The 20,874-nt window shown below is 56.5% G+C and carries 21 protein-coding genes; 9 read left to right on the forward strand and 12 right to left on the reverse strand.

From position 1 onward, the window contains the following. Positions 1-76 precede the first annotated feature (76 nt). The gene (locus tag J4E00_RS03415; protein WP_208173599.1) at positions 77-1,987 is read left to right on the forward strand and encodes an ABC-F family ATP-binding cassette domain-containing protein; all 1,911 of its coding nucleotides are present in this window, start codon (positions 77-79) and stop codon (positions 1,985-1,987) included. A gap of 185 nt (positions 1,988-2,172) precedes the next feature. On the opposite strand, the gene J4E00_RS03420 is transcribed toward J4E00_RS03415, so the two are convergent. From J4E00_RS03420 to J4E00_RS03450, 7 genes are all read right to left on the reverse strand, one after another. Beyond that, positions 2,173-2,790: a hypothetical protein gene (locus J4E00_RS03420; RefSeq protein ID WP_208173600.1), complete on the reverse strand. Its 618-nt coding sequence runs from the start codon at positions 2,788-2,790 to the stop codon at positions 2,173-2,175. A 10-nt stretch (positions 2,791-2,800) separates the two neighbouring features. Beyond that, positions 2,801-3,535 (reverse strand): protein phosphatase 2C domain-containing protein, encoded by a 735-nt coding sequence (locus J4E00_RS03425; protein ID WP_208173601.1) that lies wholly within the window; start codon positions 3,533-3,535, stop codon positions 2,801-2,803. A gap of 91 nt (positions 3,536-3,626) precedes the next feature. Further along, entirely contained in the window at positions 3,627-4,418 is a 792-nt protein-coding gene (locus J4E00_RS03430; protein WP_208173602.1) for a M28 family metallopeptidase, read from the reverse strand. Positions 4,419-4,551: 133 nt separating this feature from the next. After that, a complete protein-coding gene (locus J4E00_RS03435; RefSeq protein ID WP_208173603.1) occupies positions 4,552-5,025 on the reverse strand; it encodes a hypothetical protein in 474 nt (157 codons plus the stop codon). Positions 5,026-5,070: 45 nt separating this feature from the next. Then, positions 5,071-5,781: a hypothetical protein gene (locus J4E00_RS03440; RefSeq protein WP_208173604.1), complete on the reverse strand. Its 711-nt coding sequence runs from the start codon at positions 5,779-5,781 to the stop codon at positions 5,071-5,073. 6 nt (positions 5,782-5,787) lie between these two features. Next, positions 5,788-6,708, reverse strand: a complete 921-nt coding sequence (locus tag J4E00_RS03445) for a DUF2262 domain-containing protein (protein ID WP_208173605.1) — start codon at positions 6,706-6,708, stop codon at positions 5,788-5,790. A 131-nt stretch (positions 6,709-6,839) separates the two neighbouring features. After that, positions 6,840-7,190, reverse strand: coding sequence for an Imm51 family immunity protein (locus J4E00_RS03450; RefSeq protein ID WP_208173606.1), 351 nt, complete (start codon positions 7,188-7,190; stop codon positions 6,840-6,842). A 305-nt stretch (positions 7,191-7,495) separates the two neighbouring features. Between J4E00_RS03450 and katG the strand changes: the two genes are divergently transcribed. Further along, positions 7,496-9,754, forward strand: coding sequence for a catalase/peroxidase HPI (gene katG, locus J4E00_RS03455; protein ID WP_208173607.1), 2,259 nt, complete (start codon positions 7,496-7,498; stop codon positions 9,752-9,754). 54 nt (positions 9,755-9,808) lie between these two features. Here the strand turns inward: katG and J4E00_RS03460 are convergent, their stop codons facing one another. Further along, the gene (locus tag J4E00_RS03460) at positions 9,809-10,762 is read right to left on the reverse strand and encodes an SRPBCC family protein (protein WP_208173608.1); all 954 of its coding nucleotides are present in this window, start codon (positions 10,760-10,762) and stop codon (positions 9,809-9,811) included. A gap of 99 nt (positions 10,763-10,861) precedes the next feature. On the opposite strand from J4E00_RS03460, the gene J4E00_RS03465 reads away from it, so the two are divergent. Beyond that, positions 10,862-12,193 (forward strand): DUF5103 domain-containing protein, encoded by a 1,332-nt coding sequence (locus J4E00_RS03465; protein WP_208173609.1) that lies wholly within the window; start codon positions 10,862-10,864, stop codon positions 12,191-12,193. A 45-nt stretch (positions 12,194-12,238) separates the two neighbouring features. On the opposite strand, the gene J4E00_RS03470 is transcribed toward J4E00_RS03465, so the two are convergent. Then, positions 12,239-13,111 carry a hypothetical protein gene (locus tag J4E00_RS03470; protein WP_208173610.1) on the reverse strand — a complete coding sequence of 291 codons (873 nt, stop codon included), beginning with the start codon at positions 13,109-13,111 and terminating at the stop codon, positions 12,239-12,241. A gap of 251 nt (positions 13,112-13,362) precedes the next feature. On the opposite strand from J4E00_RS03470, the gene J4E00_RS03475 reads away from it, so the two are divergent. Further along, positions 13,363-14,832 (forward strand): M48 family metalloprotease, encoded by a 1,470-nt coding sequence (locus J4E00_RS03475; RefSeq protein ID WP_208173611.1) that lies wholly within the window; start codon positions 13,363-13,365, stop codon positions 14,830-14,832. 3 nt (positions 14,833-14,835) lie between these two features. Here the strand turns inward: J4E00_RS03475 and J4E00_RS03480 are convergent, their stop codons facing one another. The 3 genes from J4E00_RS03480 to J4E00_RS03490 form a co-directional block, all read right to left on the reverse strand. After that, positions 14,836-15,486 carry a hypothetical protein gene (locus tag J4E00_RS03480; RefSeq protein WP_208173612.1) on the reverse strand — a complete coding sequence of 217 codons (651 nt, stop codon included), beginning with the start codon at positions 15,484-15,486 and terminating at the stop codon, positions 14,836-14,838. 63 nt (positions 15,487-15,549) lie between these two features. Then, complete coding sequence (ychF, locus tag J4E00_RS03485) at positions 15,550-16,650, reverse strand: redox-regulated ATPase YchF (protein WP_208173613.1); 1,101 nt, start codon at positions 16,648-16,650, stop codon at positions 15,550-15,552. A 166-nt stretch (positions 16,651-16,816) separates the two neighbouring features. After that, positions 16,817-17,185 (reverse strand): DUF3276 family protein, encoded by a 369-nt coding sequence (locus tag J4E00_RS03490; protein ID WP_208173614.1) that lies wholly within the window; start codon positions 17,183-17,185, stop codon positions 16,817-16,819. Between the two features lie 225 nt (positions 17,186-17,410). On the opposite strand from J4E00_RS03490, the gene J4E00_RS03495 reads away from it, so the two are divergent. From J4E00_RS03495 to J4E00_RS03515, 5 genes are all read left to right on the forward strand, one after another. Further along, a complete protein-coding gene (locus tag J4E00_RS03495; RefSeq protein WP_208173615.1) occupies positions 17,411-18,328 on the forward strand; it encodes a DUF58 domain-containing protein in 918 nt (305 codons plus the stop codon). Positions 18,329-18,455: 127 nt separating this feature from the next. After that, positions 18,456-18,683 carry a hypothetical protein gene (locus J4E00_RS03500; protein WP_208173616.1) on the forward strand — a complete coding sequence of 76 codons (228 nt, stop codon included), beginning with the start codon at positions 18,456-18,458 and terminating at the stop codon, positions 18,681-18,683. A gap of 79 nt (positions 18,684-18,762) precedes the next feature. Beyond that, positions 18,763-18,960, forward strand: a complete 198-nt coding sequence (locus J4E00_RS03505; RefSeq protein ID WP_208173617.1) for a hypothetical protein — start codon at positions 18,763-18,765, stop codon at positions 18,958-18,960. 53 nt (positions 18,961-19,013) lie between these two features. Next, entirely contained in the window at positions 19,014-19,472 is a 459-nt protein-coding gene (locus tag J4E00_RS03510; RefSeq protein WP_208173618.1) for a hypothetical protein, read from the forward strand. Between the two features lie 740 nt (positions 19,473-20,212). Next, entirely contained in the window at positions 20,213-20,806 is a 594-nt protein-coding gene (locus tag J4E00_RS03515) for a hypothetical protein (RefSeq protein ID WP_208173619.1), read from the forward strand. Positions 20,807-20,874: the final 68 nt, after the last annotated feature.

The following is a 20,874-nucleotide window of genomic DNA, read 5'->3' on the forward strand; positions in this document are numbered from 1 at the left end:
ACCGGCCCGTCGCTTTTTAATGGACGGTAGCCCCAAGCGTAGGCCGTACCTTTGTGTCCGAATACCCCGCGACTCCATGATAAGCATTTCCGACCTCGACTTCCACTTCGGCTCCCGTACGCTGTACGACAACGCCAGCCTGCACATCAAGCCCAAGGATAAAATCGGCCTCATCGGCCTCAATGGCACTGGTAAATCGACCTTGCTGCGTCTGCTGGTGGGCGAGTACAAGGCCGACGGCGGCTCGATTTCGATGAGTAAGGAAGTGAGCCTGGGCTTCCTTAACCAGGATTTGCTGAGCTATGACACCCACGAGAGCATCCTGCACGTGGCCATGCAAGCCTTCGAGGAAGCATTGGAACTGCAGAAGAAGATTGATGAAATCCTGGTGCTGTTCGAAACCGACTACTCCGATGATTTGGTGGACAAGCTGGCCACCATGCAGGAGCGGTTTGAGGCGCTGGGCGGCTACACCATGCAGGCCCGCGCCGAGGAAATCCTGGAAGGCCTGGGCTTCTCGACCGAAGACCTGGCCAAGCCGCTCAAGAGCTTTTCAGGTGGCTGGCGCATGCGTGTAATGCTGGCCAAAATCCTGCTTCAGCAGCCTTCCCTCCTGCTCCTCGACGAACCCACCAACCACCTGGACTTGCCGAGTATCAAGTGGATTGAAAACTACCTGGCCGACTACGAGGGCGCCGTTATCATCGTGAGTCACGACCGCGCCTTTCTGGACCGCACCACCAATACAACGGTGGAGGTAACCGGCGGCAAGCTGGTGCCTTACGCCGGCAACTACTCCTATTACCTAGAAGAAAAGGAGGAGCGCAACCTCATCCAGAAGGGTGCTTTTGAAAACCAGCAGGCCCAGATTCGGCAGGCCGAGCGCTTCATCGAGCGCTTCAAGGCCAAGGCCAGCAAGGCCAAGCAGGCCCAGAGCCGTGTGAAAGCCCTCGACAAGCTGGAGCGCATCGAGGACGTGGCCCAGGACGCGGCCAAAATCAACATGAAGTTTACCTTCAAAGTTGAGCCCGGCCGCCACATCCTTCGCATGGAGCATGTGACGAAGAAGTACGACCAGAAGCTCATCTTCCGCGATACCAATGTGCACATTGAGCGGGGCGACAAAATCGCGCTAATTGGTGCCAACGGCAAAGGCAAATCGACACTGATGCGCCTCGTGGCCGGCACCGAGGCCCCCACGAATGGCAAGCACCAGCTGGGCCACAACGTGATTATGTCGTTCTACGCCCAGCACCAGCTGGAATCCCTGACGCTCGACAACGAGATTTTACAGGAGATGAGCGAGGCCGGCTCGAAGCGCAACGACATGGAATTGCGCTCGGTACTGGGCTCGTTCCTGTTCACGGGCGAGGAGGTTTTCAAGAAAATCAAGGTGCTGAGCGGCGGCGAAAAAAGCCGCGTGGCGCTGGCCAAAACCCTGATTTCAGAAGCCAACTTCCTGCTGCTCGACGAACCGACCAACCACTTGGATATGGTGTCGGTCAACATCCTCATCCAAGCGCTGGAGCAGTACGAAGGCACGTTCATCGTCATCAGCCACGACCGGTATTTCGTGGAGAACGTGGCCACCAAAATCTGGTTTATTGAGGACTACCAGTTGAAGGAGTACCCCGGCACCTACGTGGAGTACGAGCAGTGGCAGGAAGACCGGGAGAAAGCCGCCAAGAAAGCCGGCCTGCCCAGCCCCTCGGCCAATAAGCCCCAGCCGAAGGAGGACAAAAAAGCCGAAGCCATGCCCGCCAAAACTTCGTCGCCCGACCAGAAGAAAGCCCTCAAGGAGCTGGCCGAAGTAGAAGCCAAAATCGACACGCTGGAAAAGGAATTGGCCGGCTACGAAAAGCAGCTCGCCGACCCGAAAATCTACGAAAACGCCGCGCAGCTGAAAGATGCGACGATGAAGTTTGAAACCGTTAAAAAAGAGCTGGCCCAGCTAAATGACCGTTGGGAAATACTGGCAGAGATGTAACCAGCAAGGCTATTAAAACCGAAAGCCTCTCCCGAAGTCAGTAGCTTCAGGAGAGGCTTTTCTTATTGACAACAGTTTGCGAATATTTGAGGAATTTTACTTTTTAGTAGCAATCCTTATATGCAGAAACAATATTAACTACTACATAAAAATGTACCAATGATGAAAGCGTAGTGCTTTGGCTTTTAGTGCATACAGCCCACATAAATAGTTGATTTAATTTTAAACGCTCCTTTCTCTACCTTTCGCAAAACAGTCGCTACACTGTCCGCACTTTTATCTGTCTCGTAAATACCAGCCACCAAAGCAATTGTTTTTTCTCCTGCGTGTTTTTGGTAGCAATTCAAATACTCTAAGCTTAAGTTCTCTGACAGGGTACGCCTCGGAAAGTAATCACCCGCATACATTTCATCTTCATCATTATCAGGCAGGGCAATAAGATTCTTTGTCTTGTTATAAAGTCTTCCCATTGTGTCAATAGGTATACTTAGCTGATTACTGAGACTAAACATTTCCTTGTGAAGAATATGGTAGTCAAAGCTCGTATCCGCTACCACGATATAATAGGTAGCATAATCAGCATTGCTATAGTCGGTTGTGTCATCTACTAAAGCTTGTTTGGTCGAAACATCAGTATGTACGATTGCTGTTGAGTCGACTTTGGGATACTCAATTCCCCTTCCCTCAGCATTCTTATTAGTTGACCTCACCTCACAAGAAGTTAGAATAATTACTAGCAATAGGCAAGTATGTCGTGCAATAAATTTACACATAGCAGTTATTTTAAGTAAGTCAATATTCATTATCAGAAAATTATGCTATAATCCTAATCATGGCAAAATCATCTGTTGGCCTCAAACCGCAGCTATATTCTAGCTTTTTTAATTTCATACTTAACATTTCTTCTTTTTCCGCATTTGTCTTATCAGTTATTAAAAAATTTATTGGGTCGATTACACTTACTTGGCCAACCTTCTTTACTTGTGAAAACATAAAAATTCCATCCGTAGCAATGCTGATATCTTGAACGCTATCAAATACTATTTTTTGACCTTGACTATTGTACCATTTATCAAAGTCCTCATTCAAATAAAAGCCTAGGTAATCTGGTTTATTATCCTGGTCAAATTCAGTAACAACACCATTTATGCTTACCAGTCCATCGCCGACAACCATCACAATCCCTTTGTCAGTTTGCTTGTCAACAAGTAGAATGATAAGAGTTGTCAATAATTCTTTCTGGTCAAGCATAAGCTGATGCTTAGTTATAGTCAACTCCTTAAACAAATCTTTTAATATTGACTTCAAATATTCGTCAACATCCAAAGAAACTTCAGTGTTATACAGTTCCTTATATCCTTTTTCTGTCACTATTTTCCGAAGTATTTTTCCAACCAGAGTTGATACAAAATAACTATCTATTGCCATTGTACAACCATCCATAACGGCGCACAGCACCTTGTTATCGCCGATATCTCCAACAAATAGATAGTCTTCGCAGTGGTTTATGTGGTACTCACCGATTTGTAGTGCTGAATAAATTTTCATTTGAAGATTTGTAAACGCAAAAGGCTATTTAGGCAGGAATTCCATTTATGCACAGAAGCTTATCACTGTCCGCTTACTGGCTGAAATGGGCTTACTGTATTGTTAAAATGGTTTCCCAGATGGCGGCCGATGTCATTGCTAATGCGGCTTCATTCAGCTTTTCATAGGTATCGGTGGGCTGGTGGTAATGCCTGAAAAGCGGGGCCTGCGTCAGAATAGCCATTAATTTGCTGGTATCGGCTTGTTGCTCTACTGCTTGAAAGTAGTGCTGCGCAGTAGCAATATCCTGGTCGGTGATGCACGTTATGGTGAAGGCGTCGCGCAGTCCAGCCTGGCGAAAAGGCAAGTGGTCGGCGGTGTTCGTTACTATCTGGTCGAACCGGCTGCTGCTCACCTGCTGCTGCCTGGCCACGGTTTCAAACGCGTTGAGCAACGGCCCGCTGCCAGAGGCGTCTACGGGCCACAGAGCAAATTTGTCGCCCATGCCAACCAGCTCCATGTTGAGCAGTCCCGTCAGGTTCTGGATACCGTACTGGGCGACGTAGGTCCGCGAGCCCTTCAGGCCCGTTTCCTCCTCGTCAAAAAAGAATACCCGCACGCCGGCGGCACTGCCAGCCTCCTGGTGCTTGCGAATAATATCCAAGCCAACGGCAATGGCCGAGCCATTGTCGTTGGCACCGGCCGAAACGGGCACGCGGTCAAAATGAGTACCTACCCCAATTTTACGTTCTGCCCGACCCAGGTCAACGAATAGATTGGTGCCGGTTGCGTACTTCTGCTCTACGTAGCGCACGTCCCATGCATCGAGGTGCTCAATAATCAACGCTCGCCGCGTGGCATTGGGCTGGCCATCAAGCAATTTTACGATTTCCAGAAGTCTCATGTGTGTATGCTGAGGCTGTGTTTTTGAAATGGCAAGGGGTAGATATCTATCCCGAACAGAGGAAACCTCCATGCGCTAGCAAGGCCGGCTGCTACTGGTGCGGGGCTCATAGTGCCCAGCGAATGTAGCGGAGCTACCGGAACTTGGCGTACAGGTCGTTTTCCCACAGAATGCCGATGGCGTGCTCGTCGATGACAATGGCCCCGCCGCTTTCCCAAAAATCTTCTAGGTCCAGGTTGGCCCGATAAATTCTGGCGCTGGTTGAATAGAAGCGGGGCTTATCGAACAGGCGCAGAAAAGAATGCACGATTCGGTTCTGGTCCGAGGGTGAGAACTCGCGGTTGATGCGCGTGTAGTTGATTTTCGAACTCAGTCCATACTTCATCGACGCAACTGCCTGCTGATATGTTATTTCACTTACCGCTGAGCCTTCCGGAAAAATCCGAATAGCTTGCTGGGAGAAGAAAGCCACCAGCAGTGGCTCAACGGCGTACCGGCTGCCCGCAACTTCAGACAGCTCCAGGATGATTTCGCCCGATTGGAGGCCATGGGACTGTACCTCCTGCTGCAGTTCTGCGAGCAGTTGGCGTTGGGTTTCGGTCAGCATGCGGGCGGAACAGCTATTTTGAGGATGTAAAACCTGGGTGTTCACTCACGGAAAGAGCCCGATGTTGTGTTCAATCAACTCGTACAGGGCTTGCACAATGCGCGGGCGCTGTGCCTCAAATGCCACACTGGCTGCCTCAAACTCCAGTGTGGGCATGAAGCTGCCAGTACGGGCCAAATCGCGACGACGGGACTCGGCCTGCGCATGTTCCAGGGTAGCAACGTGCCGCAAGGCCTGGCTGGCCTGTGGGAGTGCCAATGACTGGTCGAGGCAGGCCAGCACCGCATCGAGGTGGAAGTATACGGCTGCGTCCAGGCCCTCCCAGTCTTCATAGGCCAGCCACTCGCTCACCACCAGCACGCAGGCCAGGGGTGACGGTAGCAGCTGGGCGGCATCAATGCAGAGCCAGTGCTTGCGGGGCATCTGCCGGGCCTCCTCCACGGCGTCGGCCACTCGGCGCACGGCGTTGGCGGGCTCGCGATACCGCCGTAGAATGCGCTGCGTGAGCGAGTAACGGGCTTGTTCCAACTGCTGCAACGCCTGCGGCACGTTGTAGCCGGCAAGTTCCAAGGCTTGGCGGGCGGCGGCTTCGGGCACGTCGGCTTTTTGTGCCACTAGCTGCGTCAGTTCCAGCCGAAACAGGGCTTCGGCAGCCGCGACATCGCCATTGGTTTGGTGTAGCAGCGCCAGGCCGTGCCGCACCCCGGTGGCGGCGCGCTGGCGCAACGCGCTCAGTTCTTCCAGATACAGTCCCATATGGCGCTAGCCTGCTAGTTGCGCGGTGCGGTATTGGCCGTTTTTATCAACCATGATTTCGATGGTATGCCCGAAGAACATGTCATCGTCGTCGCAATAAATGGCGGCCGAACCGTCGGCATAAAAGGTCACGTCGCTGATGGTTGCGCGCTGCTGGAATTCTTCCTTGCGAAGTTCCTGCTCGCCTTCGTCATCGTCAAGCCACGTCTCGTTTTTCAAGGCCAGCATCTGGTCGGTCATGGCTACCAGCATTGGTTCCCAAAAGCGCGCCCGTAGCTGCTGCTCCACCCAGGCCAGTTGCGGCGTCAGCTGCGGCGGGGCCACATAGGCCACGGTAAGCGCCACGGGCTGGTTGTCAACCACAATTTTGCCTTCGTACCACTCGTAGCGGGAGTTATAAGTGAGCTTACCCGCGCTAGGCAACTCAATTTCCAGCGCATCTGGGGCGGGAGCGGCGGGCTGGCGGGGCGCGTAATACTCGTTGCAGAGGCGGCCAAAAGCAGCCCGCAGGGCGTCCTCGGCGAAGGTGCCCCAGAAATTGAGCTTACGAAGCAACTCCGTGATGTTGGTTGTCAGGGCTGGTGCGTCAGCCCGCAGCAGGTCCACTTCCTGGCCCCGCAGTTGCAGGCCATTATAGCTGAAACCCATAGGCAGATAGGCGTTGCTTTGAGCCCCACCGGTGTCGGAGTAAGTGGTGATGGTGATGCCGGGCTGAAAATTGAGCCCACCGGGCCGGCAGTTGAGCACCCGGCGCTGGTCCTGGCTGGATGCGGCGTCGAAGCGTCGCAGCACCAGCAGGGCGCTGTGGTCGGCGTTGGTAGCCGCTAGCGGGGCAAAACGGCTCAGGAAGTCGGTGAGGGGCGCCGACTGGCCCGCCCAGGCTTGTCTGAGCAAGCCCATCAGGTCGTAGTTCCAGGTGTCGTCCATTGAGTTGACAATGAATATTAAATACAGGTGGCTGCCCAGCCGAGTGCCACCATGCTGCCCAGTTGTGGGCTGGCAAGCGCATGTCTTCGGGGTATCGCCCCGGCTCATTACGTTACCAATCTCCCAGCTGGCTAATCCAGCTCGGCCCGCGCGAACAAGGCCTGGGCTCGTTCCTCGTCGTCGCAGGCGGCTTTGAAATCAAGCGCAAAGCGTTGCAGCGCCGGTTTGTCGGCTGAGTAGGCGCAGAACATGCTGCCTTCAGGGTCGAAGCGAATGGCCTGCTGCATGGCGGCGGGCTGCTCCGCCAGAAACACGTCGGCCAACGAGGCCCAGTCGTAGCCAGTACCCTCAAAACCTTCGTCGGCGCGGGTAGCGAATAAATCAGTCCGGTAGCTTCCTACCTCCAGACACAATGAGGCGGTGGCGTCGTGTTCGGACCAGAAAAAAGGTTTAATGGCTTCTTTGAAGGCAGTTTGTTCCATAAAGCAGGAGTATGTATTTCTTAAACTATTGAACGCAGAGCACTTTACACTTCATCAGCGGTTTGCTTGCCCTTCGAAATGTACGACCATCGCAATACGTAGGACTCCGCACAACACCGGCGAAAGTTAAAGTACAATCCAGAAGGCCTTTAACTGTCGACCTTCCGCTTCCAGCCAATCAGCGAAGAGGAGGAATCATTTTATCTCGACCATCGCCCACATTACGTTGCAGCTTCACAAGCGAAACCGCAAACTTTTTGCTGAAATTTGCCTTGTAAAAGCACAACACAAAACTCAACCTCAACATGAGCGCCAATCTGCACGACCTTCCCCCGGAAAATTCCATCCTCCACGACCTGAATGCGGACGCCGCCCAGTGCCCTTTTATCAATGGCGCGGTGAAGCAGACAGCCGGTGGGGGCCGCACCAACCGTGAGTGGTGGCCCAATTTGCTCAAGCTAAGCATCCTGCGCCAGCACTCGCCCCTTGTCGACCCCATGGACAAGGACTTCAACTATGCCGAGGAGTTCCAGAAACTCGACCTGAACGCCGTAAAGCAGGACTTGTTCGAGCTGATGACCAACTCGCAGGATTGGTGGCCAGCCGACTATGGCCACTACGGTCCCTTCTTCATTCGGATGGCCTGGCACAGCGCCGGCACCTATCGCATTGCCGATGGCCGGGGCGGCGCCGGCGCGGGCGCGCAGCGCTTCGCCCCGCTCAACAGCTGGCCCGATAACGCCAACCTCGACAAGGCCCGCCTGCTGCTGTGGCCCATCAAGCAGAAATACGGCAAGCAAATTTCCTGGGCCGACCTCATGATTCTGGCCGGCAACTGCGCCCTGGAGTCGATGGGCCTGAAGCCTTTCGGCTTCGCTGGTGGCCGTGCCGACGTGTGGGAACCGCAGGAAGACGTGTACTGGGGCCCCGAAACCGAGTGGCTCGGCGACAAGCGCTACGTAGACGACCGGCAGTTGGAAAACCCACTGGCCGCCGTGCAAATGGGTCTCATTTACGTGAACCCCGAAGGGCCGGACGGTGAGCCGATTCCGGAGCGCTCGGCTCGCGACATCCGCGAAACCTTCGGCCGCATGGCCATGAACGACGAAGAAACCGTGGCCCTGATTGCCGGCGGCCACACCTTCGGCAAAACCCACGGCGCCGCTGACCCCGCCAAATATGTGGGCCGCGAGCCCGCTGGGGCCAACCTCGAAGAACTGGGCCAGGGCTGGCGCAACAGCTTCGGCAAGGGCCACTCGGAGCACACCATCACCAGCGGCCTCGAAGGCGCCTGGACCCGCACGCCCGCTAAGTGGAGCAACGACTACTTCGACAACCTGTTCGGTTTTGAGTGGGAGCTGACCAAGAGCCCGGCCGGCGCGCACCAGTGGCGCCCTGTGAACGGCGGCGGTGCCGGCACCATCCCCGATGCCCACGACCCGGCCGTGAAGCACGCCCCTTTCATGCTCACCTCGGACATCGCCCTGCGGGCCGACCCAGCGTATGAGGCGATTTCGCGTCGCTTCCATGAGCATCCCGACCAGTTTGCCGACGCCTTCGCCCGCGCCTGGTTCAAGCTGACGCACCGCGACATGGGCCCGAAAGAGCGCTACCTCGGCCCCGAAGTGCCCACCGAAGAGCTGCTCTGGCAAGACCCCATTCCGGCCATCACCTACCAAGTGATTGACGACCAGGATGTGGCCACGCTGAAAGGCTGGATTGCGGCGGCTGGCCTCACGGTACCGCAGCTGGTGTCCACTGCCTGGGCTTCGGCCTCCACCTACCGCGGCTCCGACAAGCGCGGCGGTACCAACGGTGGACGCCTGCGCTTAGCCCCGCAGCGCTACTGGGAAGTGAACAACCCCTCGCAGCTATCGACTGTGCTGAACAAGCTCGGCGGCATTCAGCAGGAGTTCAACACGGCCCAGACTGGCGGCAAGCAGGTTTCAATGGCTGACCTCATTGTGCTGGCTGGTGTGGTCGGCATTGAGCAAGCCGCCCAAAATGCGGGCCACGACGTGACGGTACCCTTCACCCCAGGCCGTGCTGATGCCTCGCAGGAGCAAACCGATGTGGTTTCATTCGCCGCCCTGGAGCCGGCCGCCGATGGCTTCCGCAACTACCTGAAGACGCACCACCGCGCCGCCGCCGAAGAGTTACTGATTGACAAAGCCCAACTGCTGACCCTGACCGCTCCTGAGCTGACGGTCCTGTTTGGCGGCCTGCGGGCCATCAACATCAACTTCGACCAATCGCGACTCGGCGTGTTCACTGACCAGCCGGGCTCGCTCACCAACGACTACTTCCTGAACCTGCTCGACCTGAATACGACCTGGAGCAGCACCTCCGATGCCCAGAACGTCTTCCAGGGCCGTGACCGCAAAACCGGCGCCACCAAGTGGACCGGCAGCCGCGTCGACCTGATTTTCGGCTCGAACTCCGAGCTGCGCGCCCTGGCCGAGGTGTACGCCTGCGCCGACTCGCAGGAGAAGTTTGTGAAGGACTTCGTGGCCGTGTGGGCCAAGGTGATGAACCTGGGGCGGTTTGACCTGGTCAAAGCGTAACCAATAGCTTCGTTTAAATAAAAAAGGTGGCCTTGTGAGAGGCCACCTTTTTTGTTAAGATACCACTTGCTCGCTCCGTCGCTTTATTACTTCCAGAATCATTGTATTGAAGTCATCGAGCACGAAATCAGCCCACCAGCGGCTATAGGTCGGCAGGTTGGTGGTAACACGATAGGTGCAGGTGAGCGTGACGCGGCAACGGCCCGGACCGGCTGGCGCCAGGGAGTAGCTGCCGCGCACTACGTCAAAATACTCGCCGCCAATCATCACGTGCTCGTCGAGGGTGGTGGGTGGAATGGAGGCTGGGTCCACATCGATGTCGTATGCGAAGCCGGTGCTATCGTGCCAGGCCGTGATGCGCTCCTGAAACCGAATACCTTTTTCCCAGGTAATGCGTCGCACTCCACCCGCGCCGGGGTAGTCGAGTGCGCCGTCCAGGGGCTTGGGCACGCCCATCAGGTGCACAAAGTGCGTGGTTATTTCGCCGGGCCGAATGTGGCGAACATTCTGAACGTTAGACCAAACCTGCGCCCGCGAAGCATCCACGTAAACTGATGTGGTGACCGTGTGAAATTGGTCGACGGGGTGGATGGCCTTTTCCACCAGCAGCGCCAGAAACGGCAGCAGCAGCGAGGCGTAGAGCCGCGTGCCATTGCCAGCGTCCCGTAGTTTGATGAACCGAAATAGCAGGGCGCCTAAGCTTCCCAGCAGCAGGAATGGCCCAATGATGATGACCAGGCAGATGAGGCCTTCAAAACCACTGATATAAGACAGGAAAAACACCGTCAGCACGATGCCCCACGGCAGCAGTATATAGTCTTTGTAAGCCTGAAGCTGCTCCCGCGTGGAGAACAGAACCGGCACCGCACCCAGCACCAACGGCAACACGTAGATGTAGCCAACCGAAACGCCGTCTTCATTGGCCAGCACCACCAGCATGGCCAAAAAACCATAAGCCACGCCAGCTCCCAGGCCAATAAGCAGCGTCCGAAGTCGGGAGGGTTTCATGGCAAAAGGGGTTGTTTCAGCAATGGCTAAATGTAGCATCGGTAAGGCGAACCCGGCAGCGCATTTTACCTGAAGGCAAGCTTCCGTACCTTTCGAGCCATGCGCATCCTTCCCTTCCTCTCCCTCCTCTCGCTTGCCGCTGCCTGCGTGCCGCTGGGCACGCCCATCACCAGTACCACGCCCGGAACCCAGAAGCCGCCGGAATATTACGCCGATAAATCCCTGCGCTACCAGGACTACACCTACTCGCCCGATGTGCGCAGCGTGCAGTGCTACACGGGCACGGGCCAGGCCAACGAAGTGTTTCAGCCGCCGGTGGTGCCGCTGGGCCAGTCGCCGGCCATCGTGCTGGAGTTTGATGTGCTGGGCGAACAAAGCCAGCGCTTCAACGCCAAGCTCATTCACTGCGATGCCAACTGGCAGCCCTCGGTGCTGACGGACATGCAGTTTCTGAACGAGATAAACGAGTTTCTGATTACCGATTACCGGGTGGGCACGGGCACCAAGGCGCCGTATTTCCACTACAAAACGCGGGCGCCGCAGGTGAAACTGAGCGGCAACTACCTGATGGTGGTGCAAACGCCAGCGGGGGTGCCGCTGCTTTCACGCCGGCTGCTAGTGTATGAAAACCAGGTGCAGGTGGGCCTGGCACCGGGCATCGTCATTGGCGGCAAAGAGCGGTTTACCATGCAGCAGCTCGATTTTAGCGTGGGCTACGGCAGTGTGGAGCTGGTGAACCCGGCCGTGGAAGTGAAGGTGGTGCTGCGCCAGAACTTCCGCTGGGACAATGCCAAGTACAACCTGCACCCCACCTTCGTACGCGACACCGAGCGGCGGCTCGACTACCAATACTTCAACTTTGAAAACGCTTTTCCGGGCCTCAGCGAGTACCGGTATTTTGATACCCGCTCTACCCAAACGGTGGGCCTGGGTGTGCTGCACGTCAACCCACGGGCAGTGCCCGTTACCACCGTGGAGCTGCAGCAGGAAGTAACCCGCAACCTCACGGCCTACAACCAATACGTGGATTCCAACGGCCAGCGCGTGTTCGAAAGCCGTGAATATGGCAATGGCGCCACCAATGCCGACTACGCCGACGTCACCTTCCAGCTGAAAGCCGACCAGCCGGCGCCCGGCCCGGTGTACGTGTTTGGGGCCCTCAGCGACTGGCAGCTGAGGGACGAGTTCAAGCTGACTTACGACGAAACCAAGCAGCTTTACACCGGCCACGCCCTGCTCAAGCAAGGCTACTATAACTACGATTTTGCCGTAGCCGGCGCCCAGGGCACCGCTCCCAACGAAGTGTATTTCGAGGGCAGCCACTACGAAACCGAAAACCAGTACGACCTGCTGGTTTACTACCGCCCCCCCGGCACCCGCGCCGACCTGCTCATCGGCTACAAAGCCGTAGATATGAACAGCCGGCAGTAGTATCGTTTCAATTGCTCATTGTCAGTTCAATAAATCAACAAGCAACTAACGCCCCACGAGCTGCACGCTGGTTTTCAGGGCCAGCGGAGCCATTTGCTGGCCGCCGCTGTAGCCGCCACGGCCTCCGCCGCCGTGCGAGCCACCACGCATGCCCCCGCCACCCATTCCACCGCCGCCACGCATACCCCCGCCCCCACCACGCATACCGCCGCCCTGCATGCCGCCTCCACCGCCCTGGCTGGGCATGGTGAGCTTGCCGCCGGCCAATGTGACGCCCACTGTGGCTTTCTGGCCGGTAGCCAGCGCAGGCAGCTTGTGATAGAGCAGTCGCAAAGGAACGGCCAGCTCGTACGTCAGGTCTTCCTGCGCATTGAGGGCCACAGCAGCCTTCACGCCCAGCTGCGACTGGGCATCGGTCAGGGTGGGCTCCTTGCTGCCTTTGTAGTTGAGCAGCTCCATTTCGGTCATCTCGGCCAGGGCCTGGGTCATGCGGGCCTGGCGTTCGGCTTGGCGGTTGGGGGCTGAGGCATCGGGATTGTCGGGTTGGGAGCCGTTTTCACCCGCCGGGCCACGGCCAGTGCCCAGGCGCCCCAGCGGGTAATGCACGCCAAACTGGTGCTGGTTGCGGCCAGTGGTATCGAGCCAGATGGTGAGGCCCAGACGCACGATTTTGGCTTGCGTGATGGGGTCGGCGGCTTTGAGGCGCACATACACCATGCGGCCGTCGTTTAGCACTTGGTATTGGAGCTTGCTGGCAGGGTCGTAGTGCAGCGAGTCGGTCCACTCCGAGGCTTGCCCGTCGATGGTGGGTGGCGCGGCCGCAAACTGGCTGGCGCTACTAGCCGTGGGCTGGCGGCTGCACGCCCCAAACAAAAAAACGACCGGCAGCCACACAGGCCAAAAACGAGAAATAGTCATTGAAACACAGGGCAAGTAAGCAGGTAAAACAGTTGCAATGCTACCCGCTGCCAGGTGTGTTTCAAGTGAAAGTGAGGAGTCTGGTCGCAAATTGGCAGGGAAATAGCCTATGGCGCATTGGTACTCGCCTTCGGCGTTAGCAATCCGACGACACTTTCACCTCCGGAAGCCTTGGCGTAACCGCGCCGGGCCTGCCGCCGTTGCAAGCCCATCCGTAGCTCGTATCGGGTAATTCCGCTTTATTTATCCTCATGAATTCTTCTTTGTTCCGCTCCCTGCGCACCGGCGCTTTGTTTGCCCTGCTGCTGCCGCTGGCTAGTTCTTCCAGCATCACCGATTGGGCGGCCCGCAGCCCGGCTACCCCCAATATGCCCACTGCCAAGCCCTTGCAAGGCGCCAAGCCCGACCCGGCCGTCATCGCCCAGTTTGGCCTCTACAACAGCGCCACCCTGCAAAAGCTCATCGACGCCAAGGGCAAGCAGATGACGGCCGTATCGGACCGCCCCGGCGACTACGGCTTTACGGTAGTTGATTCGCCCATTATCAACGCCTTTGCCACCCCCGATGGCCACGTGTACTTCACGCGTGGCATCATGGCCTATTTTAATAACGAAGCCCAGTTTGCCGGCGTACTCGGCCACGAGCTGGGCCACATTACCGCCCAGCACGGCAAAAAGCAGCAAACGCGCAGCACCATTGCCAGCATCGGCATGATACTCGGCTCGGTGGTTGCCCCTCGCGTGATGCAGTCGGTGGGCGGTGTGGCCCAGCAGGTAGTGGGCCTGGGCATGCTAAAATATGGCCGCGACGACGAGAACGAAGCCGACGGCTTGGGCGTGAAATACTCCACCAAAATAGGCTACGACGCCAGCTACATGGCCGATTTCTTCCAGACGCTCCAACGTACCGAAGAGCAGAGCGGCAGCAGCATCCCCACCTTCCTCAGCACTCACCCCAACTCGGCCGACCGCTACACCCGCGTGAAGCAGCTGGCCGCTCAAGCCAAGCAATCGGTCGGCAACCGCACCCTGGCCGTGAACCGCGACCAGTACCTGCGCCAAATCGAAGGCCTGAACTACGGCGAAGACCCACGCCAGGGCTTCGTGGAAAGCAGCGTGTTCTACCACCCCGACCTGAAATTCCGCTTCCCCATCCCCTCGGGCTGGAAGTCGCAAAACTCGCCCGAGCAATTCCAGATGCAGGAACCCAACGGCAAAGCCCTGCTTGTATTCCTGGGGGCCAGTGGCAACTCCCTGGATGAAGCCGGCCAAAGCCTGGCCAAGTCCATCGGCCTGGCCTCGGCCAACGCCAGCAAAACCACCATCAATGGCTTCCCCGCCCTCGTGTTTGAAGGCGACCAGCAGGCTTCCAGCCAGAGCTCCAGCTCCAGCACGCCGGCCCACGTCCTGGCCCAGCTCATTCAGGATGGCAAGAGCATCTATGCTTTTGTGGGCCTCGCCGCGCCGGCTTCGTTCAGCACCTACGCACCGCAGTTTCAGCAAGCGGCTCAAGGCTACGGCCGCCTCACCGATGCCAACAAGCTGAACCGCCAGCCCGAGCACATCCGCATCAAAACGGCGGCTTCGGCTACTACACTGGCTTCAGCTCTCGCTGCTGCTGGGGTTCCTTCGAAGCGCTACGAGGAACTAGCCATTCTCAATGGCATGAAAACCACCGACAAGCTGAGCAAAGGAATGCTTTATAAGGTGGTGGGCAAATAATGGTCAGTACAGCGGGGTAATTCGCGCACCACTTAATTCTATCATTTTCTTGCCAAGACCGTAAAAATCACCTTTTCGAGGCGACCATCTGGCAACGACATGGTACTCGCCATTTTTCCTGCCTTCAACAATCCATTCTGAGCCATCACATCCGAAATCAGGTTTTTCAGTGGGCATATTCCAGAATGCAGTGCTGTTCAAGGCAGCAGTGAGCCGGGCCCAATCAGCTTCCGATAATGCTTTGGTTTCGTTTCTCACCAAATTCTTTGATGTATATCCGCCTGCGCCGTCTGAAATTTTCAGAACAAGCATTGTAATATCTCCCGTTTTATGGATGACGCGAATGGCAAAGGGTGCATGAAAAGTGCGGAGGCAGGTAAACCGATAAACTTCGCCTTCCCCTGCTTCGGTGAATAACACCGGCTCCTTCAATGCACGGAGCATACCTGAATACCAATCGAGCTTGAAACTATTGCCCTTGGTGCTATCATTATAGTCCCGAAATGCTTTTTTCGGGAAATAATACGCTGATGTATCCACATTATAAACCTCTGCATTTTCGGCAGTAGTCGCTTGGCCGTTGGTTGTTTTCACATCATTACACGCATGCACAGCAAGCGTAAAGGCGAGTAGCAGAACGGCCGATTTTATCATATACCAAAATAAAAGCCCTGACGTAACGGTCAGGGCTTTTATTTTGGTATGCTTCGTACTTAACTACACATTGAACCGGAAGTGCATGATGTCGCCATCCTGCACCACGTAGTCTTTGCCTTCCACGGCCATTTTGCCAGCTTCTTTGATTTTGACTTCGGTCTTGTATTCCTGATAATCAGGCAGCTTAATCACCTCGGCACGGATGAAGCCTTTCTCGAAATCGGAGTGGATGACGCCGGCCGCGGCGGGCGCTTTGTCGCCGCGGTGGATGGTCCAGGCGCGCACTTCCTGCACGCCGGCGGTGAAGTAGGTAATCAGGTTCAGCAGCTCGTAGCTGGCTCGGATGAGCTTGTTCAGGCCCGACTCGGTGAGTCCGTATTCGCCCAGGAACATGGCTTTTTCCTCGGGGTCTTCCATCTCGGCAATCTGGGCTTCGATGGCGGCTGACACCAGCACTACCTGGGCGCCTTCGGCTTTCACGTGCTCGCGCAGGGCCGTGACGTGGTTGTTGCCGTTGCTGGCAATACTGGCCTCGTCCACGTTGGCCACGTAAATCACAGGCTTGATGGTGAGCAGCTGCAGGTCGGCAATTGCCTCCAGGTCATCGGCCGAGGCGTCCACGGCGCGGGCATTCTGGCCGGCCTCAAGGGCAGCCTTGAACTTCTGCAGCGACACCACTTCCTTCTTGGCCACGGCATCGCCGGCCTTGGCGCTCCGCTCCGACTTCTGGAGCTTCTTCTCGACGCTTTCCAGGTCTTTGAGCTGTAATTCGGTGTCGATAACGTCTTTGTCAAACACGGGGTCCACACCGCCGGCCACGTGCACGATGTTGGGGTCGTCGAAGCAGCGCACCACGTGGATAATAGCGTCTACCTCGCGGATGTTGGCCAGGAATTTATTGCCCAGGCCCTCGCCTTTGCTGGCGCCTTTCACGAGGCCGGCGATGTCGACAAACTCAATGATGGTGGGCAGCACGCGCTTGGGGTTTACCAGGGCTTCCAGGATTTGGAGACGCTCATCGGGCACGGTGATGACGCCCACGTTGGGCTCAATGGTGCAGAAAGGGTAATTGGCCGATTCGGCCTTGGCGTTCGAAAGCGCGTTGAAAAGGGTGGATTTACCGACGTTCGGCAAGCCGACGATACCGCAGCGGAGGCCCATTTATGTAGGGTTGAGTGTTGAATATTGAGTGTTGAATTGCGGGCAATTCGGCCGCAAAGGTACGGCTTACGCCAACGCAAAACGGCGCGAATGGATGGCAGTCCATTCGCGCCGTTAAAATCTTAACCAGCTATCAGCTAATAGCTATTACCTAACAGCTTAAAAACTAGTAGGCATCGTCGGCCCGGTTGGGGTCGAAGGCGGGGCGGTCGAACTCGCGGCGGGGTTGGTCGCGGTCATCATATTCGCGCGGGCGGTCAAGCTCGGCTACCTCTTCGGGGGTCAGCAGCTCTTCGCGCACGTAGTCCACAGCATCTTGCAGGGCATCAACGAACTTGAGAAAATCTTCCTTATAGAGGAAAATCTTGTGCTTTTCGTACGAGACGGAATCATCGCCATTCTGGCGGCGCTTGCTCTCGGTGATGGTCAGGTAGTAATCCTGGCCGCGGGTGGCTTTCACGTCGAAGAAATACGTGCGCTTGCCGGCTTTAATGCGTTGGGAATAAATTTCTTCCTGTTCGTGACGGTCGTCCACGGGAATGGGCTGGGGGTATGGGTGGGAAATAGAAACAGTCGTTTGGTTGAAAGACCTAACTTACGAATTAGAGAACAAAGATAAACGCCGGACGCGGGGCGGGTGTTGAAGCAACGAGACTATAAAGAACGTCGTGCTCCGCTGCGCGCTGCATGACGTTCTTTATAGTCTCAATAGTCTCTGTTCATTCCTTTCCGCTCCCTGCTACTCCCCTTCCCTGCTCTCATGCCGCTCGACCTCGCTTCCATCCGCTCCTTCGAAAACCTTGAGTTTCTGGCCCGCCAGCTGGTTGACGGGTTCATCACGGGTTTGCACCAGTCGCCTTACCACGGCTTCTCGGTGGAGTTTTCGGAGCACCGCCTCTATAATCCCGGCGAGAGCACGCGCCACATCGACTGGAAGGTTTTTGCCCGCACCGATAAACTGTTTGTGAAGCGCTACGAGGAAGAAACCAACCTGCGCGCCCACCTGCTGCTCGATGTGAGCCCCAGCATGTACTACCCGACGCCGGGCCACGACAAACTGAAGTTCAGCATTCTGGCTTCGGCAGCCCTCACCACGCTGCTCACCCGCCAGCGTGATGCTGTGGGCCTCGTCACCTTCGCCGACAGCATTGAGCTCCAAACGCCGGTGCGCTCCACCAGCACCCACCGCCATACGCTGCTACTGGCGCTGCAACAGCTGCTGGAGCGGCCACCGGTACCCAAATCGGGACGGGGCACCGATGTGGCCGGCACCATTCACGCCATTGCCCAACAGATTCCCAAACGCTCGCTCGTTATTGTTTTCAGCGACATGCTGGGGCGTGGCACTGCCGAGCAGGATGCGGCCCTGGCGGCCCTCCAGCACCTCAAGCACCAGCACCACGAGGTGCTCCTCTTTCACATCCTGGACCGCGCCACCGAAGCCAATTTCGACTTTGCCGAACGGCCTTATATTTTCGAAGACGTAGAAACTGGCCTCGAAATCAAGCTCCAGCCCTCCCAGATTAAGGAGCAATACCAGGCTGCTATGACGGCCTACGAGCAGGAGCTGGCGCAGCGCTGCGGTCAGCTGCGCATCGATTTCGTGCCCGTAGATGTGCGCGAGCCCTTCGAGAAAGTGCTGTATGCCTATCTGGTAAAGCGCGGCAAGGTGCGCTAGGCCGCGCCACCGGGCACGAGGTCCCCAAAGCTGAGTTTCGGCTCGCGGTGGAATTACTTACCCAACGTGGGCTAAAGTGGCATTTCGGGGGACTCTGTGCCATACTTCTTATATCCTTTCTCTTCTTATGTTCTTCCTTCGCCTGCTGCTCATTTTCGGGGTTTCCCTGCTGGTCTTCGCCCCCATCACCGGGTACATTGCTTACAACTACGGCCGGTCGTTTTGGCGCTGGTTTGGCATTGGGCTACTGCTGCCGTTTGTATCCGTATTTATCGCATTGTTTATGGCAATGCGCGACCGGCGGGCCCAGGACCTAGCCGAGCAACAGCAACGGCAGATGCCGCCACGCTCTTAGCTGCCGATGTCTACTAATACCGCCCCAACGAGCCAACAGCCGTACCTTTGCCTGCGCGTACTGTTCCTGATTTATTACGATGATTGAGGCCCTTATTGTCATTCTGACGCCATTGTTTTTCATGCCCATCATGACGGCTTTCATGGCTTATAGCCATGGCCGGTCGTTCTGGCGCTGGTTTGGCGTGGGGTGTGCACTGCCGTACGTGTCGCTGTTCGTGGTGATGTTTGTGGTGCACCGCGACAAGAAGCGGCTGGTGCTGGCAGCAGCTGGCTAGTGCCAAATGGCCGGCTTTTCTAATTGATTTTTGCTTACCTATTTCCTCTTTTTATGTACCAAACGCTTCTCGTTCTGCACTCCTGGTCCCGCTGGTTTGTGCTCATTTTCGGCCTTATTGCTGTGTACCGCGCCTACGTGGGCTGGACGGGCCGCCGCCCATTTGTGGGCGCCGACAATGGCATGAGTGCCGCTTTTTCGGGCTTTATGTGGCTGCAGGTGCTCATCGGGCTGGGCCTATACTTTGGCCTTAGCCCTTGGGGCCTCAATGCCATGAAGCAGGCCGGCGCCATGAAAGACCCGACTGCCCGCTTTTTCGGCATGGAGCATGTTGTGGTGATGATTCTGGCCGCTGTGCTGGCGCAGGTGGGTCGCATTGCCATGAAGAAAGCAACTGATTCGACCCTTAAGCACAAGAAATTATTCACCTATTTCGGCATTGCTTTGCTGCTGGTGCTGCTCATGATTCCGTGGGGCATCTGGAATCCGGCCCGGCCGCTGTTTCGTTTCTAAGTTTTCCACACTATGTTTGGAGTGGCTACGTACTGGCCGCAAACTGTCTGGCTATTTTGCCCGGTTGTCCTTTTCGTTTTTGTCCGTGTCCACCCCGTCGAAACGTTCTTATTCCACCGAGGATTTCTCGGAGTTGATTAGCGCTCAGCTTCAACGACTGGAGAGCCACACGGAAGCCCGTCAGCGCTACGGCAGCCTGCTGGCGGTGCTACGGCAACAGGTCGATTCATACCGGCAGCGAAAAGCAAAAACCAAATAGCTTGTTTCCCAAAGTCATCAAAAAGGCCTTTCCATTACCCAATGGAAAGGCCTTTTTAGTTTAAAAACAATTGTCATAAACTCGGTGCAACGGTCACAGATACAGGGCCCACAGATGCATGCAACCAACTGCCGACTGCACCGGTCAGGAGCATAGCGCCAAAGACTAAGAGCAACTTTCTAGCCACTACTTTGCCCAGGATAACAGGCGGGCCTGGCGCGCATTCACACTTATCCATTCGACCCAGCACATGACATCAGCTACTCTTCTACGTGTTGTCACGCTTGGCTTTTTAGTGCTGACGGCGGCTTCCGGCTGCAAATCTGATAAAGCGGCGCCCAAACTGCTTCCTTGTAGCGGCCCTTCGGCCTCGCCTGCAGGCAGGGTGGTGATGCAGCCGCGTGAATCGCTGCTTGCTACCGGGCCGGCTCTCATTCTGCAGTGCCGCGACGACGTCATGCACCCTTGCGTTAACTACTCCTTGCCGCGGACCGTTACCCCCGTCGACGGGGGCATGCAAATTGCCTTCGGAAGCGCTGTGGCCCCCAATATTTGCCTTACGTCCATTGGTCCGGCCAGCACCATCATCGACCTTGCCAGCACTGCGGTCGGTACTTACTCGCTCGGTTTAACGGCTGGCCTAAAGCGTACCACTGGCACCCTGCTGGTGCTGCCCGACCGCATAGAGCTAACAACCTGCGACAGCAACACCGTAGCTGTGCGCAACGGTATCCTTTACCGCATCCCTGCCAATGCCATCTGGGGGCAGCTCTACGCCCGCTCTGCAGCTGCCCAAACCGCAGCCGTAGCCTTACTCGATTCGCTGCGGCGGGAAGGGGCGCAGGTGCTCACGCTACCCACCGGCAACTATGGCTATTTCCGGACCGATGCCAACGGCCAGCTGGTGCCCCTGCCCAATCTGCAAAACGGGCAGCCTGCTTCGGCTATCGCCACGCCGGTGCTGCTGACTTTCAGCGGCAATTTTGCGCGCATTAAAGGGGTGGTGCGTCGCCGGGCACAATACAGCGACCTCTCTGCTAGCCTAAGCTCCGCTCGTGGTGAATCTGCTTTTTGAGCGTGACAGCACTGTTTGACTTACTTCCTGAACAGCTTCGCCATCTACAAGAGCCTTATCGATTAATA

It is taken from the genome of Hymenobacter negativus, assembly GCF_017571495.1.
In the GTDB taxonomy this organism is placed as follows: domain Bacteria; phylum Bacteroidota; class Bacteroidia; order Cytophagales; family Hymenobacteraceae; genus Hymenobacter; species Hymenobacter negativus.

Excerpts from the sequence above, each read along its gene's own strand:
- J4E00_RS03460 (WP_208173608.1), bottom strand. The coding sequence starts at position 10,762 with ATGAAACCCTCCCGACTTCGGACGCTGCTTATTGGCCTGGGAGCTGGC.
- J4E00_RS03475 (WP_208173611.1), top strand. The coding sequence starts at position 13,363 with ATGAATTCTTCTTTGTTCCGCTCCCTGCGCACCGGCGCTTTGTTTGCC.
- J4E00_RS03430 (WP_208173602.1), bottom strand. The coding sequence starts at position 4,418 with ATGAGACTTCTGGAAATCGTAAAATTGCTTGATGGCCAGCCCAATGCC.
- J4E00_RS03435 (WP_208173603.1), bottom strand. The coding sequence starts at position 5,025 with ATGCTGACCGAAACCCAACGCCAACTGCTCGCAGAACTGCAGCAGGAG.
- J4E00_RS03495 (WP_208173615.1), top strand. The coding sequence starts at position 17,411 with ATGCCGCTCGACCTCGCTTCCATCCGCTCCTTCGAAAACCTTGAGTTT.
- J4E00_RS03425 (WP_208173601.1), bottom strand. The coding sequence starts at position 3,535 with ATGAAAATTTATTCAGCACTACAAATCGGTGAGTACCACATAAACCAC.
- J4E00_RS03415 (WP_208173599.1), top strand. The coding sequence starts at position 77 with ATGATAAGCATTTCCGACCTCGACTTCCACTTCGGCTCCCGTACGCTG.
- J4E00_RS03445 (WP_208173605.1), bottom strand. The coding sequence starts at position 6,708 with ATGGACGACACCTGGAACTACGACCTGATGGGCTTGCTCAGACAAGCC.
- ychF (WP_208173613.1), bottom strand. The coding sequence starts at position 16,650 with ATGGGCCTCCGCTGCGGTATCGTCGGCTTGCCGAACGTCGGTAAATCC.
- J4E00_RS03465 (WP_208173609.1), top strand. The coding sequence starts at position 10,862 with ATGCGCATCCTTCCCTTCCTCTCCCTCCTCTCGCTTGCCGCTGCCTGC.
- J4E00_RS03500 (WP_208173616.1), top strand. The coding sequence starts at position 18,456 with ATGTTCTTCCTTCGCCTGCTGCTCATTTTCGGGGTTTCCCTGCTGGTC.
- katG (WP_208173607.1), top strand. The coding sequence starts at position 7,496 with ATGAGCGCCAATCTGCACGACCTTCCCCCGGAAAATTCCATCCTCCAC.
- J4E00_RS03420 (WP_208173600.1), bottom strand. The coding sequence starts at position 2,790 with ATGAATATTGACTTACTTAAAATAACTGCTATGTGTAAATTTATTGCA.
- J4E00_RS03505 (WP_208173617.1), top strand. The coding sequence starts at position 18,763 with ATGATTGAGGCCCTTATTGTCATTCTGACGCCATTGTTTTTCATGCCC.
- J4E00_RS03450 (WP_208173606.1), bottom strand. The coding sequence starts at position 7,190 with ATGGAACAAACTGCCTTCAAAGAAGCCATTAAACCTTTTTTCTGGTCC.
- J4E00_RS03480 (WP_208173612.1), bottom strand. The coding sequence starts at position 15,486 with ATGATAAAATCGGCCGTTCTGCTACTCGCCTTTACGCTTGCTGTGCAT.
- J4E00_RS03470 (WP_208173610.1), bottom strand. The coding sequence starts at position 13,111 with ATGACTATTTCTCGTTTTTGGCCTGTGTGGCTGCCGGTCGTTTTTTTG.
- J4E00_RS03440 (WP_208173604.1), bottom strand. The coding sequence starts at position 5,781 with ATGGGACTGTATCTGGAAGAACTGAGCGCGTTGCGCCAGCGCGCCGCC.
- J4E00_RS03510 (WP_208173618.1), top strand. The coding sequence starts at position 19,014 with ATGTACCAAACGCTTCTCGTTCTGCACTCCTGGTCCCGCTGGTTTGTG.